The following is a 19855-nucleotide window of genomic DNA, read 5'->3' as shown; positions in this document are numbered from 1 at the left end:
ATGGATACTAGATTAGAGAGAATTAAGAAAGATATTGAGACATTGGGACAATTTAACAGTACTCCAGGAGAGGGTCTTACTAGATTTTCTTTAACAGAAGAAGATAAACAGGCAAGGGCATATATAAAGGGAGAAATGAAAAAAATAGGACTTCAAGTATATGAGGATGAAGCTTGTACAATAATAGGGAGATTAGAAGGTAGCATTAAAGATGGCCCTATAATAATGTTAGGTTCCCATTATGATTCTGTTAAAAATGGAGGAAATTTTGATGGCAATGCAGGTGTAGTTGCTGCATTGGAAACAGCTAGAGTCATTAAAGAAAAAAATATAAAACTTAAATACCCTGTAGAATTTATTGCAATGATAGAAGAAGAAGGGGGAAGGTTTGGAAGTGGTCTTTTTGGCAGTAGAGCTATGGCTGGTACCATAACTAGGGAGCAGTTAGATATATACAAAGATATGGAAGGTATATCTACAGCCGATGCTATGAAAGAATTTGGATTTGATCCAGATAAGATAGGTCATGCAAAAAGAGATTCAAATGATATTAGAGCATTTCTAGAATTGCATATAGAACAAGGACCAATTTTAGAGCATGAAAACAAGGATATAGGTATAGTAAATCACATTGTAGGAATTAAACAGTTAGATATAGTGATAAAGGGAAGACCAGACCATGCAGGGACTACACCTATGACTATGAGGATTGATGCATTAGATAGCGCTACTAAAGTTATAAGCAAGATAAGTGATAAGGCCAAAGAGGTAGGAGAAGGTTCAGTGGCCACAGTGGGGACCTTAAATATATTACCTGGAGCAGCAAATATTGTTCCAGGAGAAGTGAAGTTTACGGTGGACATAAGATCTAAAAATAGTAAATGTATAGATGAAATTACAGAGTTTATACATGAAGAACTTAAGAAGGTTAAGGAACAGAAATCTGTAGAGTATACAGTGTTTGAAAGTTTAAATGCAGACCCAGTGAAATTAAATACTGATATAATAAGATATTTTAATAATAACTGTGAGAAATTAGGTCTTTCGAAGATAGATATGTTAAGTGGTGCAGGACATGATGCTATGATAATGGCAGGTATAACTGATGTTGGGCTATTATTTGTACCTAGCAAAGATGGTAGAAGCCATTGTCCTGAAGAGTGGACTGACTATTATGAGTTACAAAAAGGTATAGAAGTTATGTACAATACAGTACTAAGTTTAGGGGAGGTAGAATGATGAATATAGCAAATTTGGCAAAAAATTATAAGGATTATGTAATAGATTTAAGAAGAGAGTTTCATATGTATCCAGAGATAAGTTGGGAAGAAGTAAGGACATCTAAAAGAGTAAAGGAAGAATTAGATAAAATGGGAATACCTTATGTATCAATGGCTGGAACAGGTGTAGTTGCAACAATAGAAGGTAAAGAGAAGGGAAAAACTGTTGCACTTAGAGCAGACATGGATGCATTACAAGTGACAGAAGCAAATGATGTAGAGTATAAGTCAAAGAATGAAGGTGTTATGCATGCATGTGGACATGATGGTCACACGTCTATGTTATTGGGAGCAGCTAAGATTTTAAATGATGTGAAAGATGATTTAGAAGGTACTGTGAAACTCTTTTTTCAACCTGCTGAAGAGTTAGCTCAAGGAGCAGCTAAGATGATAGAGGAAGGATGCATGGACGGAGTAGATGGTGTTTTTGGTATACATCTATGGAGTGATTTAGAGTATGGAAAAATATCTGTAGAGGCTGGACCTAGGATGGCTTCAGCAGATATGTTTAAAATAATAGTAAAGGGATTGGGAGGCCATGGTTCATTGCCTCATCAAGGTATAGATGCCGTGGTAGCTGGTTCAGCCATAGTTATGGATTTGCAATCTGTAGTAAGTAGGGAAATAAGCCCATTACAATCAGCGGTAGTAAGTGTAGGAGTATTTAATTCAGGAACTAGATTTAATGTAATATCTAGTAGTGCAGTATTAGAAGGAACTACTAGATGTTTTGACCCAGAGATAAGGGGTAGATTTCCTAAGGTAATAGAACGAATAGCAAAAAATTCTGCAAATAGTTACAGAGCAGAGGCACAGTTGGAGTATACCTATGGAACACCTCCTACTATAAACACAGAAGGTGCGTCTAAATTGGCCACAACTGTTGTGGAGAAGTTATATGGTACTGATGCAGTAGGAATGATGGAAAAGGTAACAGGGGGAGAGGACTTTGCTATGTATCTAGAAAAGGCCCCAGGAGTAATAGCATTTGTAGGTATAAGGAATGAGGCCAAGGAGTGTGACTATCCTCATCACCATGAAAGATTCAATATGGATGAAGATGCATTGGAAAAAGGCTCTGCACTATATGCACAATATGCTATAGATTTTTTAAATGAATAAAATGTAATATATATTTTAATATTGACCCCTAATGTTTAACATTGGAAAATGTTACAATATTAGGGGTTTCATTATTATGTTATATGTGTAATGATTTTTTGAAAAATATATGATTTTGTGATGGCTTTTCTACTCTCCCTACAATACCTTTAGACCTATTGTAAAAGTAGGAAATGGGGTTATAGATCTATCTAGACATGATCAATATGAGATATTAGATATCATCTGATATACTGCAATCTTCATTTTCCTGTTCTATTTCTAAAGTTACATGTTCTATATTTTCTAAGGATTGAAGATATACCTTTACTTTTTTCTTGATTTTTTTGATATCTTCTAATGAAGTAGAGTCATTAACTACTAAATGTGCAGTGAATACATGTTTTTCGCTATCTAAAGACCATATGTGAATATGATGGGTATTGAGCACATTTCGAATAGATAATATATTTTTTTCTATTTCTCTTAGATCATATCCCTCTGGGACTGCCTGAAGAAAGAGAGAAAAAGTTTTATTTAAATTTTTTATTACATTAAATAGGATATACAAAGTTATAATTGTTGATAATATGGGATCTAATATATAAATATTTGTAAATGACATAACAATACCAGCTATTAGCACAGCAATCCATCCTAATAAATCTTCCATTAAGTGCCAACTAACTACCTTTTCATTTAGTGAAGATCCTTTTTTGAGTCTAAGCACAGCAAGACCATTTATTATTATACCTAATATTGCAAAGGCTATCATCCCTTTAGGGTTTGTAGGTTCAGGATTTAACAATCTAGGTATAGCTTCACTTAATATAAAAATAGAACCTACTATCAGAATGATACTGTTTATTAATGCTGCTAATAGGGAATACCTTTTATATCCATAAGAGTATTTTAAATTAGCATCTTTTTTAGAATACTTATCTAGAAACCAAGATAGTCCTAAAGAAAAACTATCTCCTAAATCATGAAGAGCATCAGATATTATGGCGATACTATTTATAAATAAACCACCTATTATCTCGATAATAGCGAATGAAAAGTTTAATAAAAAAGCTATCTTTATATTTGAAGTGGTTGAATGATTATGATTATGGGAATGATGTTTATGCATATATATCCCTCCTATATAATCTCATATATAATATTACCCATATATAGTTTATATATAGATTAGTTTATTAAATATATAGATTATTACTAAAGCTATTATTATAATAGAGATATAAAATAAATTAGTAGTTAATGGTGGTAGTTATTAGTTTAGTGATGGAATGTATGGGATTTAAAATATTAATAAGATATAGGAGGTAAAATGGTGAATATAAGTATAAAAAAATTTTCAGAGCTCACAGTAGAAGAACTATATAATATATTGAAGATAAGGAATGAAGTTTTTGTAGTAGAGCAACAGTGTGTGTATCAGGATTGCGATGGAAAAGATCAAGAATCTTATCATTTAGTAGCAATGGATAATGAGCGTGTAATAGGGTATTTAAGAATTCCCAATAAAAATGTCTCTTATATGGAGGTTTCAATAGGACGGGTATTAGTTACAGCAGATGTTAGAGGTAAAGGTATTGCGAAGGATATTATGGCTAATGCTATTGACTTCATAATTAATGAATTAAAAGAAAATAAAATAAGGATATCGGCACAATCTTATTTAGAAGAATTTTATGAATCATTGGGATTTATAAAAGTATCTAAAGAGTATCTAGAAGATGGAATTCCTCATATTGAGATGTTACTTAAAAGGCAAAAGATAAATTAACATGGTTTTCTTGTTACACTTTTTGTATCTTAATGGTATAATATCATTGTGCAAAATATGAAGAATATTTAATTTTTTATTTACCATAGGAGGAATAAGAAAATGTCTAGAATGGTTGGAACAGTAGTTAGAGGGATAAGAACTCCAATAATTAAAGAAGGAGATGACCTAGTTAATATAGTAGTAGACTCTATAATTAGAGCATCAAAAGATGGAGAATTTACACTTAGAGATAGGGATGTAGTGGGAATTACAGAATCCTTATTGGCTAGAGCTCAAGGGAATTATGTAACAATAGAGGAAATAGCTAATGATATAAATAGTAAATTTGATGGAGATATAGCGGTATTGTTTCCTATATTGAGTAGAAATAGATTTTCTATAGTATTGAAGGGAATAGCATTAACAGGTAAAAAAGTTTATTTGTTTTTAAATTATCCTTCAGATGAAGTTGGAAATTGCCTAATGGATATAGATAAAATGGATGATTTGAATATAGATATTTCTTCAGATATGTTGACTGAAGAAAAATATAGAAAATTTTTTGGAAATAATGTTAGTCACCCATTTACAGGTGTTGACTATGTAGAATATTATAAAAGTTTGGGAATAGATAATAATATAGAAATAGTACTTTGCAATGATCCTAAGAAAGCTTTAAAATATTCTAAAGATATTATCGTGGCCAATATACATGAAAGCGAGAGAACGAAAAAGATATTGCAAAAGGCAGGTGCTGATAAAGTTCTAGGATTAGATCAAATATTGGATAAGCCCATAGGAGAGAGTGGATTTAACCCAGAATATGGACTATTGGGTTCCAATACAGCTACAGAAGATAAGGTAAAATTATTTCCCAGGGATTCAAAAGATTTTGTAGATAAAGTGCAACAGAATCTAAAGGACAAGACTGGAAAGCATATTGAGGTTATGGTGTATGGAGATGGCGCATTTAAGGACCCAAAGGGAAAGATATGGGAATTGGCAGACCCTGTGGTTTCTCCAGGTTTTACCGATGGGCTTAAAGGTACTCCAAATGAAATAAAAATAAAGTATATAGCAGATACCGAGTTTGTGGGATTAAATACAGAAGAAATGACTGAGAAAATGAAGGAAAAAATTAGACAAAAAGGAGAGAATCTATTAAATAAAAAAGAATCTTTAGGAACTACACCAAGACAGCTTACAGATTTATTAGGAAGCTTATGTGACTTAACAAGTGGTAGTGGTGACAAGGGTACTCCTGTAGTTTTAGTGCAGGGATATTTTGATAATTATGCTACAGAGTAAATATTTATCAAAATAGTTAGCTGAGAGTAATGATATAAAAAAGTTAGTAGTTAATAGCTGCTAACTTTTTTATATCAAAAAATGTTTAGTATAAGTAAACTTACTTATTATAACAAAATATTAAATAATACTGAAAAATAGAGATATATAAAGAATTAATTAGATTCTATATAAAACTTTATTTTAATCCTTATCCAATAATAAACTACCTTGTAAATACAAATATTGGGAGATTGCATATGGTTACATAATAAGATAATCTATTAGTATATGATGAAGGGGTTGTTTGTATATTAAGGGAGGATTGAAATTATCAATACTGATTTAGAATGTCATAATTTTAATAATACTTATTTAATGGAGGTAGGTAATAGAGATAACTATTATTGCAAAGGACTAAAGTACAATATAATTAAAAGAAAAAAAGACAAAGCAATGAAAATAGGAGAATTGACAGGACATTTCTTTAATTTCCAAAGAATCAATAGAAAAGGACTGAGTGATAAGATTTTAGAAATATTAAACCTGTATGGAGATGAGACATTTAGTATTTGTAGTAATCTATGCATGGAAACTAAGTGTTTTAAAGGTAAGGGTCAAAATATTTTCCATTTGGATAGATTTTATATTGAGCCTGATTTTAGAGGAAGTGGATTAGGTAGAGAAATACTGTACAACTTTAGAATTAATATTTCAAGTATGTTAAATGAAAATGTCAGGTATATGGCATTGTACCCTGACCCTATAACATCTGATCCTTCTTTTGATTCTTTATATGATATGGATATAGATAAAAGGAATAGAAGAGTTAAAAATCTTAAAGGATTTTATTCAAGTTTAGGATTTAAAGAAATGAATAGTAATAAGAGATATATGTATTTAGATAGATATAATAGAGTTAGTAGTTAATTGTCAATAAAACAAGGTAAGAGTCCATGGATTCTTACCTTGTTTTGCATTCAGTTACAATTATAAAAAATTTAGATAAAATTTAGATTGAAATACGAAATTTACTATTATAATTATATTAGGAATAAAATAAAGTATATACAATTAATAGTTATTATTGGAAATATTTAAATAAAAATTACTTTTATAAGTAAATCTCTTTTATTTGTTGCTAAAGAATGGGGGTGTTATAGAATGGATAAATGCTTAGAAGAGGTGTGTGAGGATAGAATAGAAGTAATAACATTGGGCAATTTCGATATCAAAATACGAGGGGATTCAATAATAGATAAGTTAGGTAGGTCTTATAAAATATTGGGATTATTTAAATACTTTATATCCTTTAAAGGTAAAAAATTATTAGCTGAAACTATAATAGACCATGCCCTAGAATATAATAGCTCGAGCAATCCTAAAAATGTTTTAAGAACTCAAATATTTAGGCTTAGAAAAATACTAGAAGAAATAAGGAAAGAAGTAAAATGCGACAATACTTTATTCAATATTGAATTTTCAAATGGATATTATGTTTTTAATACATGTGAAAGATGTAAAATGGATTATGAAATATTTGAAGAAAAGATATTTCATGCAAATAAGCTACTTTCTATAGATAAGTTGGAGGCAATACAAAAGTATAAAGAGGCAGTTTATATGTATAAAGGTGAATATATGGGTGAAGGAAGTTATGGGGATTGGATTATACCTATAAGAAATAGATATAATCGTATATATTTGCAGACAATTATAAAGTTAATTGAGCATCTAAAAAGTGAAGAAGACTATAGTACAATAATAGAAGTGTGTGAAATAGGGATATCGGTTCAACCATTTGAAGAAGTTCTTCATATATATTATATGGAGGCATTACTTAAGATAGGACAAATAAAGCAAGCTATGAGTCATTATGAATATACTACATACAAATTATATAAAGATTTTGGAATAAAGCCTTCTATGGCAATGAAAGATATTTATAGAAAAATACAGATTGAGAATGAAGAAAAGGTTGTAACTGATTTATTTTTTATAGAAAAGAGATTGAAAGATACAGACTTTAAAGGAGCTATGTATTGTGATTTAGAGTATTTTAAATTTCTATATAATTTAGAGAAGAGAAAGAGTGACAGAAACAATACAGATACTTTTATAGCCCTTATTACCTTAGATTGCATAATGGATAATAAATCAGAAGTAGAATTGAGGCAGGCAAAGAATGTATTAAAAAATATATTATCAAAAAGACTTAGAAAAGGTGATGTATTTACGTTTTGGAATGAGAATCAATCTATAGTAATGTTTTCGAATTTAAAAGAAACTTGTTTACATAAAATAGAGTTTAGGATTGAAAGGGCATTTGAAGAAGAGGTGTTATGTGCTCAATGGAATCTAAGATTTCGGTTTAATAAAATATTATCTAATTTTTAATTGAATACATATGAATTATAGAATACTGGGATGAGTCTGAGTTTAGATTATTGCCAAATATATAGTTACGACAAAGGTATAAAATTAGTTAGTAGCTAGTAGTTGATGGTGGAAATCCTATGGATTTCATCATTGAACTATTAACTATTTTATACTTTTTGTTATTAGTTTGAACTGGGATTAGTCCCAGTTATTTTATTGTTCAAATTCATGTAACTAAAATGTAATTAAAATGTAATTAGCATTAAACTAACAAAAAATCAGAAATAAATTAAGTAATAATATATATGAAATTGGAATAAATTTTATATGAAACCACTAAATGTTATATTTAGCATAAGAGATTTAATACAAATGCAAAGGATATTTTAAAAATATTATTAGTATAGACGGGAGGTGAAAATATTTATGAGAAAAATGAAATTAGGGGTTGCTTATCTGCTTATATTAGTATTGATATTAGGCAGTGGCTTTGGCAATATAGCATATGGTGCGAGTAATAGTGACTCAGTAAATGAAAAAGTAGAGGATTCAACAGATAATGCAGAGGATTCAACAGATAATGCAGAGGATTCAACAGATAATGTAGAGGATTCAACAGATAATGCAGAGGATTCAACAGATAATGCAGAGGATTCAACAGATAGTGTAAAGGATTCAACGGATAATGCAGAGGATTCAACGGATAATGCAGAGGATTCAACAGATAGTACAGAGGATTCATCAGATAGTACAGAGGATTCATCAGATAGTGCAGAAGAACCAGTGGAGACGCCAGAGGAACCAGTAGAGACGCCGGAAGAACCAGTAGAGACGCCGGAAGAACCAGTGGAGACGCCAGAGGAACCAGTAGAGACGCCGGAAGAACCAGTGGAGACGCCAGAGGAACCAGTAGAGACGCCGGAAGAACCAGTGGGGACGCCAGAGGAACCAGTGGAGACGCCAGAAGAACCAGCAGAGACGCCAGAAGAGCCAGTGGAGACGCCAGAGGAGCCAGTGGAGACGCCAGAGGAGCCAGCAGAGACGCCAGAGGAGCCAGTAGAGACGCCAGAAGAAGCAGCAGAGACGCCAGAAGAGCCAGTGGAGACGCCAGAGGAGCCAGATGAGACACCCGAAGAGCCAGTAGAGCTACCAGAGGAGCCAGTAATTCCACCTGAAGAAGTAATACCACCAGAGTTGCCATTGGAGCCTATAGTTCCAGAGGTAATACCTGAGCCAAGCTTATATGTGTCCGTTGAAACTGATAGGGATGCGTATAAATTTTGGGAACCTATAGAATACACTATAAATATAATTAATAATGGTAATGTTGATATTACTGATATAGGTGTTGAAGATGATTTGACAGGAGTAGATGATTTTATAGAACTATTACCTGTAGGTGAAGAAAGGTCTATTCATACAAATTACCAGGTGCTATCTGAAAAGGGAATAGAAAATAAGATGTTAGTTAATAAGGTATATATTACAGCAGTAAGTGAAGAAATAATATTAAATGAGGAAGAAACATCAATAGTTCAGCTAAAGGGGCCAGATAAGATTCACGAAGAATGTGATAGTGATTTTATAGAGAAACAAATGTATGAGAAAATACCCGAGGAATATTTAGAAAAATTAGGTGTGATTAAAAGAATCTCAAGTAAGAGAATGGCTAGGAGTTTAATGGCTAAGTCTTTAGATTCTATTGTAACAAATTATACTGATACTATAGTAGTAGATAAGAGGGCAAATGAAGTAGAAGGCTGTAGAGAATATGAAGTGAAATTGGATATTACTGGAACACCTCCAGAAACCCCGTTAGATGTAGTGTTGGTAATAGATAGATCTGGTAGTATGAAATCAGGTAGTCCCAGTTCTATGGATTATGCTAAGGATGCGGCAAAGGAATTTACAGAAAAGGTATTAAATAATAATCCCAATAATAGAGTTGCTGTGGTAAGTTTCGAATATGTAGGAGAATATCACGATTTTTTATTTTGGGGATGGTGGGACGATGGAAATCTATATGATGATACATCTATAAATTCCAATTTCTCTAACAACTTATCTTCTTTAAAAGGAGCTATTAATAGTATCGTAGCCAATGGAGGTACTAATACTGAGGCTGGATTCATAAGGGCTAGTAATTTGATGTCCTCTTATGGAAGGCCAGAGGCAAATAAAGCCATAGTGTTATTAACTGATGGAGTCCCAACAGTAAGCATAGGAAGGGAATATGGACCTAGTAATCCTGATAACCATAATAGTCATACCATAGCAGCATATGAAGCTGGTCGAAATGCTCAATTTGGTGGTGATGTTCAAGTATTTACTGTAGGTTTATTAGGAGAAGTTCCATCTAATTCTTTAGATATAGCAAGGGATACATTGGATAGAGCACAAAATGCAGGATATTATGAAACAGATTCGGCAGTTGATTTATCGGATATATATGAGAACATAGCTGGTCAATTAGGTTATTCTGCCAAGGATGCGGAGGTTATTGATGTAATAAATGATAATTTTGTATTATTAAGTGATTTCAGCGAAAATGATGATGTAAGTTATGATGAAGATACAAGAACTATAAGATGGACACCTGGCACTATAATCAATGAGAGTAGTTTAACTTATAGATTAAGGGCAAAATGTTCATTTCAAGGAGGAGAGAGTATACCTACTAATGATTGGGCTAAATTAGATTATAACGATGTAAATGGAAATCATAGTACAAAAGATTTTCCTATACCCAATGTAAATGTACAACCACCATTATCGGTGGATTTAGGAGAGGATAAGGAGATAATAATTGAAGATATCATAGGATTAGGAGACAATTTAACTGTGACTTCAGGTTATCCACCATATACTTATACATGGAGTAGTAGTAATGATCCTGAATGGATATCCCATGATATGAATCCCCAAGTTTCTCCTAGAGATGATACAACATATACATTGACAGTTAATGACAAATATGGCAGTGAAGTCTGTGGAGCATGTACAGATACTGACGAGATAGCTATAAAAGTAATTAAGGGAAGCATTACAATTAATAAAGTAGTTAAGAATGAGAGTACAAATAGAAAATTTGTAATATGGATATATGGTCCCGATGGAAAGAGATGGGCTAAATCAATTAGAGATGGAGATTCAGTAACATTAGGATATCTAAGGCCAGGTAATTATCAGATAAAGGAAGTTGTGCCTATGAATTATAAATTAGTAGGAATAAGTGCTAATGCTGTCAATATTACTGCTAATAGTTTAGATAAAAATATAACAGTTACCAATAAGAGAAGCAATGACAGCTGGTTTTATGATGAAGATGAAGCTATAAATAGTTTTACGGTAAATATGTTCAATGGAGAGAATACAACAAAAGACACCAACAAGGATATAGCTTTATATTTCAAAGAGCCCTTACCTCAAATTGTACAGGAGAAAAAAATTGCAGTTGCATTAGTATAGTGAAGGGGCGATAAAATGGAAAAGGATATAAAACAAAAAAACAATTCTTTTATAAAGATATTGAAAATAGTTGAGAATATAATTTTTTATGTCTTTATGGCAATAATGATTGTATTAATATTTTTCCTAATACAAAGTAGAATGACAGGAGATGTTCCTTCAATAGGAAGCTATAGGATGTATATAGTTGAAAGTGGTAGCATGACCCCCACTATAAAAGTAGGTAGTTTAGTCATAGTTAAAGAAGTTGATGCTAATGATATAGATTCTGGTGATGTAATAACTTATAGAGGTCTTGAGGACACCGTTGTTACCCATAGAGTAGTAAAAATAAAAAAAGATGATGAAATAAGCTTTATAACTAAGGGAGATGCAAATGAAACGAAAGATCCTTTACCACTAAATGAAAGCCATCTCATAGGAAAATCAATATTTTGGGTACCATATATAGGTGTGTTAATGGGATTTATAAGGACTAAAACAGGATTTATAACATTAATAGTAGTACCCCTTATATTACTTATTATTATTCAATTTTATAGTAGGTATAAAAGAAAGAAAGGGAATGATGTGTAGAGAAATCTTATAGTATCAAAACATCAATGGAACTACATAGGAGGAAAACGATAATAGCAAACTTAGGGAAACCTAAGGACGCAAAGCTAGAGGACCTGTAAAATGGTAGCCAGTTGCCGAATTAAATTTTAACGTTCTCAAAAATTTAAGGAGGTCATAAAATGAAAAAGAGATTAATGGTTATTTTATCAACGGTTGCATTGTTATCACTTTTAGTTGTTGGAGGAACTATGGCTTGGTTTACAAGTAATCCAGAGCCAGTAGTAAATGCATTTACAGCAGGGACAGTAGAGATAGAAGTTAATGAACATGGTTTTTCAGATATAACTAATTGGAATCCAGGGGACACAACTAATAAAGACGTATCAGTAATAAGTAATGGTTCTAAGAAGAGTTATGTAAGGGTTAGCTTAACTCCAGAATGGCATAAAGAGGGCTATGACCTTTCCAGTGGAAATGTAGATTTAATTCTTGCAAATAATTCTGATTGGGTAAAACAAGGGGATTATTATTATTACAAACATATTTTAAATGAAGGAGAAGAAACAAGTCTGTTATTAGATGAAGTAGAATTTATAGGGGCTGAAACAAGTAATGATTATCAAGGAGCAGTTTTAAAGATATCAGTAAAGGCTGAAGCTGTGCAGGCATCACATGAGGCATATAAGGATACTTGGGAATTAACAGAACTTCCAGTAGGTGTAAAAGAATGGTCAGCACCTGTAGATCCAACACCAGCTCCAGAAGAAGATGATCAATAAAAAATAGTGTTTACAATTTATAAAGGCATATGGTTTTCATATGCCTTTAACAAAAATAAGGAGACCCCCTTATAAAGGAGGGCAGGTGACATGAAAAAATGGGTTGTTTGTTTGACAATAACAGTAGTCATATTATCGGTGATTACTATAAATGGAAATATATTAAATAATAGAACATATACCTATGCTGAAGATCTCGAGATTATAGGAGAAGATTTAGGACTCATTATAGAACCTTCTGGAGAAAAGCTTTTTGATTTAAGCAATCTTAATCCTGGAGATAGAAAAAGTGCAAAACTTACCATCAAAAACAATTATGAGGATCCTTTCAATCTATATATGACAGCAGAAAAGGTAGGAGAAATAGAAAAAATAGATTTGTTTGATCAATTAGAATTGGAAATCACATATCAAGGAGATAAGATATTTGAAGGTATCATAAAAGACTTTGCAACAGAAAATATAAGCTTAGGCAAAATAGATAGAGGAGATATAGAAGAACTAGAAGCTGAAATACATCTTCCAGGATCTGAAACAGGAAACGAGTTTCAAGGAAAATCTTTAGAAGTTAAGTGGATATTCACTGCTGAATCCAAATCGTCTGGAGATAATACTGATGATGACGATGATGACAATGATAATGGAAGAAAGAGAAGAAAAGATAGAAATGATGATACAAGAGAAGAAATAGAGGAAGAGATAATAATACAAGAAGAAATACCTCAAGGGGTTCCAAAAAATATAGAAAAAGTAAAGGCACAGAATGTTGAAGAAATAATTGAAATACAAGAAGAAGTACCTCAGGGTATACCTTTGATGCCAAAGACTGGAGAAGATATACCTATAGTGATGTACTCTATTGGAATAATTGCTATATTAGGGGGAGTAGCAATAGGAAAAAGAAAATAGCTGAGAGCTAATCTCTCAGCTATTAATTTAAATTAAGAATTTATTAAAACATTGTTTAATGTTGAAGGAAGTGAAAAGGATGCTTGAATATTCTGCTAAACAAGATGTATATGTGTTCTTTAAGCCGTTACTTGACAGAACAGGAAGATTTATTGATTATATATTTTTTGATGCTAGTAATAATTTTGAAGATATATTAGGAATAAGATGTACAGACCTTATAGGGAAAAGAATGACAGATATTGTTACTGATTTTGAAGATAATATTTTTGATTTAAGAGAAATATATTTTAATATGATACCAAAAACTAGTAAGAAATATGAAAAATATCTAAAAGAATTAAATCGATGGTATCTAATAAGTATATTAAGTGATGAAAGTCAGTATTTAATATTGTTTATAAGTGATATAACAGATATAAAAATGGAGAAGGTAAGGATATTGACCCAAAAATATGGATAAAAGACATATGGATTTTTACTATAAATACAATAATGGGGAATGAAATAGTATGATTAAAAAAATATTTTCCTATCTATTAATTTTTGTTGGTATAGCAATAATCTTGTATCCAACAGCTTTGGAGAAGTATAATGATTATAAACAAAAAAAGATACTAGAAGGTTGGGAGACTTCATTTTCACAAGTGGAAATCAGTGAAAATATTTTACAAAGAAAAGAAATGAATACATATGAAGTTGAGGAAAATAGAAGCTCAAAAGAAGAGGCTGAATGGACAGAAAAATATATTGAAAAAAATATGGAAGGAACAATGAAAATAGATAAGATAAATTTTTACCAGCCTATTTTGTCAGGAGCAACAAAAAAAAATTTAGATATATCAGTAGCCAGTATAGACAATACTGGGGAAATGGGCAAATTAGGTAATTATGCCATAGCTGGACATAGAAACAGAACATATGGAAGAAATTTCAATAGACTGGGAGAATTAAATATTGGCGATATTATAGAAGTTGATGATGGAAAGCATACCTATAGGTATGATGTGTTTCAAAAGGTTATAATATCACCTGAAAATATAGAGGTATTATTGGGAAATGGTAAAGATAAAATTATAACATTGGTAACTTGTGACTATAGTACGGAACCTTCCTCAAGGTTAATTATAAAAGGGAAAATTTTAGAATAAAATTTACTTTTTGGTTTAAACATGGTATCATGGGTATAAATATAATAATTGAATATATAACTATCCACCGATAATAGCAAACCTAGGGAAACTTAGGGACGCAAAGCTAAAGGGCCTTTGAAATGGCAGCCAGCTACCGAAGCGGTTAGTTTTTTTATTTATATATTAAAATAAATGTTTAATTATATTGTTTGAAAGTAAACTTTCAAACGATAAAGGCAAACTTAGGGAAACCTAAGGACGCAAAGCTAAAGGGCCTGTAAAATGGCAGCCAGTTACCGAAGGAGGGTTTACTATGAGGTTAAAAGGGACAAGCATTATATTTATAATTGTATTAGTATTATTTTTAAATACTGTTGTATTGGCAGATGCTGTTGGAGTATTTAATGTAGATAATATAGAAAAGGGATTATTAAAAATAAATGCTGAAAATCTTAATGGTAATTTTAAATTAATGGTTCAAAAGGATGATAGCAAGTACTATTATAGTATAAATAAAACTGAAGAAATTGTTCCTTTACAATTAGGCTCAGGTGAATATGAATTATTTTTTTTAGAGAATGTATCAGGTAACAAATACAAGATATTAGAGAAGAAACAGATTAATGTAGATATAGAAGATGATATGTCGATTTATTTACAATCTGCGCAACCTGTTGAGTGGTCACAAGATATGGAAGCTATAAAATTGGCTAAAGAATTAACTAAAGATATAAACAATGACAAAGATAAGATAAAGGTAATATATGAGTATATAATAGAAAATATAAAGTATGATAGTGAAAAGATACAAAATATAAATGATAATTATATACCTAATATAGATAATACTTTACAGGAAAAGAAAGGTATTTGCTATGATTATTCATCTTTATATGGCGCAATGTTGAGAAGTTTGAATATACCCACTAAGCTTGTAAAGGGAAATAAAAATGATATAGATGTATATCATGCATGGAATGAAGTCTATATAAAAGAAGAAGGCAAGTGGGTAACAATAGATACTATTTATGATGCGACTATGAAAGAAAATGGGACAAGTTACGATATGATAAAAGATAATAAAGAATATGAAAAAATCAGGGAATATTAAATTATCCCTGATTTTTTTTATTTGCCCATATAATTAAAATCTAGAATATATATAATGGAAATTGTAAAAAATAAAGGAAATATATTTATTAATTACTTCAAAAGGGGATATGGGTATGAATACTGGGTTAACTAATAGACAAATTTCATTAATATTATATGCTGTCACGGTGGGGTATGGAATAATAGACTTGCCAAAGGATGTTGCTAGTAGTGCTGGTACAGGAGGATGGGTTACTTTAGCTTTATCGACACTATTATTGATGTTCATGACATATATTATAACTACTACTCAATATAATAATCCAGGTAAGACTCTAGATGAATATTCCAGTGATATTTTTGGCTCTATTATTACAAAAATAATAATAATTAGCTATATACTATATTTTTTAACCATATTTACTATGATAACAAGGATGTATTCTGAGATAATAAAATTATTATTTTTAAATAAGACACCTGTATGGTCAACAATGATACTTTTTTATGGGGTAGTGTTTTTAGCAGTTATAAAAAGACTAAATGCGATTGCAAGATTAGTTGAGCTTTACATAACAATAGCAATATTTGGAATAATATCTACCATAATATTTATATTTAGTTATGGAGAAATCATTAATATGAAGCCCTTTTTCGTGAGAAGTGATATCTTTAAATATATTGGGGCAATAAGGAAATTATTATTTGCGTTTATTGGAGTTGAAATATTATACATGATACCTATGGATAAAAAGAAAAATAGGTCTATACTTAAATATAACCTAATTACAGTTGGATTGATAGGGATTATATATATACTAATTTTTGAATCTAATATATCCATTACAGGTATAAGGGGCATAATCAATCAGAAAAGTACATTATTCCAAGTTTTAAGAGGTATTGATATACAATATCTTGATATTTTAAAGAGATTTGATGGTTTTTTCTTCATATTTTGGTCAATGGATATTTTATGTTCTACGAGTATTTGGCTTTATGGGACAGCTTTTTTTACAAAAAAAATATTTCCTAAGATAAGTTTTATCAAGATTACTATATTCATAGTACTAGTATCATTTATTCTTTCTATATTACCAAGAAAAATAAGTCAAGTTAAATCAGTATTGAGTGTAGTTTCTAAAGTAAGCCCATTATTTTTAATAGTAATGCCTATAATAATATATATTGGAGTAAAGGTGAAAAACAATGAAAAAATTAGTGATTAAGATTATATTAATATGTATATTATCAATTTTTGTTTGTGGATGCTGGAACTATAAAGATCTAAATAAAAAAAGTGTAAGTTTGTCAATTGGTGTAGACTATTATGAAAATACAAATGAAATTCAATTTATTAATGAGGTTGCAGAATTAACGACTAAAAGCACTGAAGAAGTAGAAATAACTGGAGTCAATCTATATGAGGCCCAGGGAGAAAACTTTGAAAAAGCTAGAAATGATATTGACAGACAGGAACCATCTCTAGATTTTGCAGGGGCCACAAGGGTATTGGTATTTAGTAGAAGATATGCTGAAGATGGAATAAAGAGTTATATAAATAGGGTGGATAGATTATATGGATTGAGAAGTTCTGCATTAGTAGCCATAAGTGATAAATCACCGAAAGAGATATTTTCAAATAAAGTAAAGAATAATATATCTGTAGGTCACTCTATAGAGGATACCATAAGATATTTAAGTGAAAATGGCATGAGTATATATGTTACATCTTATAGTATAGAGAATAATATGGCTATAGAAGAAATAGGATATGTTATACCATATATAACAGTAGAGAAAAGTACATCTAAATATCTAGGATTGGGAATTATAAAAGATTCAAAGCTAATAGATGTAGTAAATGCTGATGAGGCAAAGGGTATACTTTTTTTGATGATACCTGATGCTGTTACAGTAGATGTATTTAATTATAGCAATAACAAGGCTTCCATAAGAACAAAAGTAAAAGACAAAAAAATTAAAACAGATTACTCTAAAGGCAAAGTAAATATAAATATAGATTTAAAGATGGATTCCAATATACAATATTTATATAAGGATGAAAAAATAACGAAAGAAGAAATTGAAAAATTAGAAAAACAAGCAACAGAAAAAATAAAAGAACATATTATGAAACAGATTAACAGATCTAAAGAAGAGTACAAATGTGATTTTTATGGATTTGCTAAATATTTCAATGCTCAAAATCCAGAAATATATAGAGAATTGGACTGGAAAACAGAATATCCAAGGTCAGATATAAAGATTAATATAGATTTGAAGATTGTAGGGACCAATATAATTGAAGTATTGAAATGATTAGATATATGGGAGATATGATATATGTTGAAAAATCCAATAATAAGGGAATTAGAATGTATAAATAAAGATAAGAATGGTATAGTTGTACGGGAAATAGACGTACAAAAAAATAATATGTATTTATTATATATACCAGAAATTAGTGATAGAAAAAGGATATCTGGAGAGATAATTAAACCCTTATTGACATATTCAAAAAAAGAAAAGTTAGATCCTGATAGTATTATAAAAACAGTATTATATTTAGACAATGCATATACAGATGGTGATGAGAAAAAAATCAGGGACTATATTTTCCAAGGAAAAAGTATATTAATAATAGACAATTTCAAAAAATATATAGTAATGGAAACATTTAAAGTGGAAAAAAGGAATGTGGACACACCCCTTATAGAAACTACTATAAGGGCACCTAAAGATGCATTTACTGAAAATTTTCAGACTAATTTATCCTTGATAAGGTATAGGATAAAAGACCCTGATTTATGTATTGAAAAAAAGATTTTAGGTAAAAAAAGTAAAACTAGTGTGGCATTGATATATATAAGAGGAATTACAAATCCCAAGTATGTAGAAGAAGTAAATAAAAGATTGAATAAGATTTCTATAGATGCAATAATTGAGTCTTCATATATTCAAAAGATGATATCAGAAAGTTATAATGTTTTTCCACAAATAGGTGTGGCAGAGCGTTCAGAATCTGCCTCAGCAAATATATTAGACGGCAAGGTATGTTTATTGGTTGAAGGTAGTAATTTTGCCCTTATTATGCCTAAAACTTTTTATCAATTTTTAGATTCAGGGGACGATCACTATGAAAATACATATTTATCTGTATTTACTAAATTATTAAGGATTATTGCCCTTACTATCTCTTTAACACTTTCTTCGTTGTATGTGACTGTAGTGGGATTTCAACCTGATTTACTTCCGTCCCAATATATATTAGCTTTAGCCTCTTCGAGGGTAGCTGTGCCTGTAAATGCTTTTTTTGAAGCAGTATTAATGGAGATGATTTCTGAACTCTTGAGGGAATCCAGTATTAGATTACCAAAACAGATAGGTCCTGCCATAGGTATAGTAGGAGCTATAGTTATAGGCCAAGCAGCAGTAGCAGCAGGATTAGTTAGTCCATTAATGGTAATAATAGTTTCCCTTTCTTCTATGTCATCCTTTGCCATACCTGATTATACTATTGTAAATGCCTTTAGGATTTTAAAATTTTTACTCCTCATATTGACAGGAATCTTTGGACTATTTGGGTTTATTATGGGATATTCAATAGTAATAATTCTATTGGTATCAACAGAAAGCTTTGGAGTACCATATATGGCCCCTGTTACCCCATTGAATTTGAAGGATTTAAAAGATTATTTATTGAGCAACATAGATACTAATAAGGACAGACCAGATTTTTTGAGTACCACAAACAAATACCGAAAATACTTAGAGTATAATTTTAGTAGGCAAAAAGGACAAAAAATAAAAAAGATGCCTTAAGGCATCTTTCATATACATGCATCATCCAATATAATAGTATCTGCGAAGAAAACTAGAAAGTTAGGTGATTACATGTATAAGATAAGTTTAAAGGAAATGGATATAAATTTCAAGGATTTAGAGAAAAGGATTTATGAATTTGTTTGCCGTCAGGCATGTGAAATAATCACAGAGCTACTTAATCAACTAGATGATGAGCTAATGAAAGAAAGAGATAAGAAGATATATAGAAATAAAGGTTTCAAGAAAACATGTATCAAGACAGTAATG

Annotated in this window: 18 protein-coding genes and 3 riboswitches; of the genes, 17 read left to right on the top strand and 1 reads right to left on the bottom strand. The window is 30.7% G+C overall.

All coding sequences use genetic code 11. The annotated features are described in order from the left end of the window. Both Q326_RS0115325 and Q326_RS0115320 read left to right on the top strand, forming a co-directional pair. Window positions 1-1239 (top strand): Zn-dependent hydrolase, encoded by a 1239-nt coding sequence (locus Q326_RS0115325; protein ID WP_026896150.1) that lies wholly within the window; start codon window positions 1-3, stop codon window positions 1237-1239. Then, entirely contained in the window at window positions 1239-2402 is a 1164-nt protein-coding gene (locus tag Q326_RS0115320) for a M20 family metallopeptidase (protein WP_026896149.1), read from the top strand. The genes Q326_RS0115325 and Q326_RS0115320 overlap by 1 nt, the downstream gene beginning before the upstream one ends. Before the next feature lie 214 nt (window positions 2403-2616). Here Q326_RS0115320 and Q326_RS0115315 read toward each other — a convergent pair whose 3' ends face one another. Next, complete coding sequence (locus Q326_RS0115315; RefSeq protein WP_026896148.1) at window positions 2617-3513, bottom strand: cation diffusion facilitator family transporter; 897 nt, start codon at window positions 3511-3513, stop codon at window positions 2617-2619. A 204-nt stretch (window positions 3514-3717) separates the two neighbouring features. Between Q326_RS0115315 and Q326_RS0115310 the strand changes: the two genes are divergently transcribed. From Q326_RS0115310 to Q326_RS17650, 15 genes are all read left to right on the top strand, one after another. After that, complete coding sequence (locus Q326_RS0115310; RefSeq protein ID WP_026896147.1) at window positions 3718-4173, top strand: GNAT family N-acetyltransferase; 456 nt, start codon at window positions 3718-3720, stop codon at window positions 4171-4173. A 102-nt stretch (window positions 4174-4275) separates the two neighbouring features. Next, window positions 4276-5463 (top strand): coenzyme F420-0:L-glutamate ligase, encoded by a 1188-nt coding sequence (locus Q326_RS0115305; RefSeq protein WP_026896146.1) that lies wholly within the window; start codon window positions 4276-4278, stop codon window positions 5461-5463. 435 nt (window positions 5464-5898) lie between these two features. Next, entirely contained in the window at window positions 5899-6372 is a 474-nt protein-coding gene (locus Q326_RS0115300; RefSeq protein ID WP_169733597.1) for a GNAT family N-acetyltransferase, read from the top strand. A 234-nt stretch (window positions 6373-6606) separates the two neighbouring features. Next, a complete protein-coding gene (locus tag Q326_RS0115295; RefSeq protein WP_026896144.1) occupies window positions 6607-7839 on the top strand; it encodes a bacterial transcriptional activator domain-containing protein in 1233 nt (410 codons plus the stop codon). Between the two features lie 408 nt (window positions 7840-8247). Further along, window positions 8248-11289 (top strand): vWA domain-containing protein, encoded by a 3042-nt coding sequence (locus Q326_RS17660; RefSeq protein WP_034602550.1) that lies wholly within the window; start codon window positions 8248-8250, stop codon window positions 11287-11289. 15 nt (window positions 11290-11304) lie between these two features. Next, entirely contained in the window at window positions 11305-11865 is a 561-nt protein-coding gene (locus tag Q326_RS17655) for a signal peptidase I (RefSeq protein ID WP_051531548.1), read from the top strand. Window positions 11866-11910: 45 nt separating this feature from the next. Then, window positions 11911-11986, top strand: a riboswitch (cyclic di-GMP riboswitch). Window positions 11987-12026: 40 nt separating this feature from the next. Next, entirely contained in the window at window positions 12027-12626 is a 600-nt protein-coding gene (locus Q326_RS0115280; protein ID WP_026896143.1) for a TasA family protein, read from the top strand. Window positions 12627-12716: 90 nt separating this feature from the next. Continuing rightward, on the top strand, window positions 12717-13535 hold the full coding sequence (locus Q326_RS0115275; protein WP_026896142.1) for a hypothetical protein: 819 nt from the start codon (window positions 12717-12719) through the stop codon (window positions 13533-13535). Window positions 13536-13614: 79 nt separating this feature from the next. Beyond that, window positions 13615-13998, top strand: a complete 384-nt coding sequence (locus Q326_RS0115270; RefSeq protein WP_026896141.1) for a hypothetical protein — start codon at window positions 13615-13617, stop codon at window positions 13996-13998. 49 nt (window positions 13999-14047) lie between these two features. Continuing rightward, the gene (locus Q326_RS0115265; RefSeq protein ID WP_026896140.1) at window positions 14048-14686 is read left to right on the top strand and encodes a class D sortase; all 639 of its coding nucleotides are present in this window, start codon (window positions 14048-14050) and stop codon (window positions 14684-14686) included. Between the two features lie 65 nt (window positions 14687-14751). After that, window positions 14752-14827: riboswitch (cyclic di-GMP riboswitch) on the top strand. Between the two features lie 66 nt (window positions 14828-14893). Then, a riboswitch (cyclic di-GMP riboswitch) is annotated at window positions 14894-14969 on the top strand. Between the two features lie 12 nt (window positions 14970-14981). Next, window positions 14982-15779, top strand: a complete 798-nt coding sequence (locus Q326_RS0115260; protein ID WP_026896139.1) for a transglutaminase-like domain-containing protein — start codon at window positions 14982-14984, stop codon at window positions 15777-15779. A gap of 115 nt (window positions 15780-15894) precedes the next feature. After that, entirely contained in the window at window positions 15895-16989 is a 1095-nt protein-coding gene (locus Q326_RS0115255) for an endospore germination permease (RefSeq protein WP_026896138.1), read from the top strand. Then, complete coding sequence (locus Q326_RS0115250) at window positions 16970-18082, top strand: Ger(x)C family spore germination protein (RefSeq protein ID WP_026896137.1); 1113 nt, start codon at window positions 16970-16972, stop codon at window positions 18080-18082. The genes Q326_RS0115255 and Q326_RS0115250 overlap by 20 nt, the downstream gene beginning before the upstream one ends. Window positions 18083-18106: 24 nt before the next feature. Beyond that, window positions 18107-19585 (top strand): spore germination protein, encoded by a 1479-nt coding sequence (locus Q326_RS0115245; RefSeq protein ID WP_026896136.1) that lies wholly within the window; start codon window positions 18107-18109, stop codon window positions 19583-19585. A 72-nt stretch (window positions 19586-19657) separates the two neighbouring features. Next, window positions 19658-19855 (top strand): UPF0236 family transposase-like protein (locus tag Q326_RS17650; RefSeq protein WP_034602549.1); only part of this gene is annotated, 198 nt, incomplete at its 3' end.

Origin of the sequence: Clostridiisalibacter paucivorans DSM 22131 (assembly GCF_000620125.1) — a bacterium.
GTDB classification, from domain to species: domain Bacteria; phylum Bacillota; class Clostridia; order Tissierellales; family Clostridiisalibacteraceae; genus Clostridiisalibacter; species Clostridiisalibacter paucivorans.
This window is presented reverse-complemented; position numbering and strand designations above follow the sequence as displayed.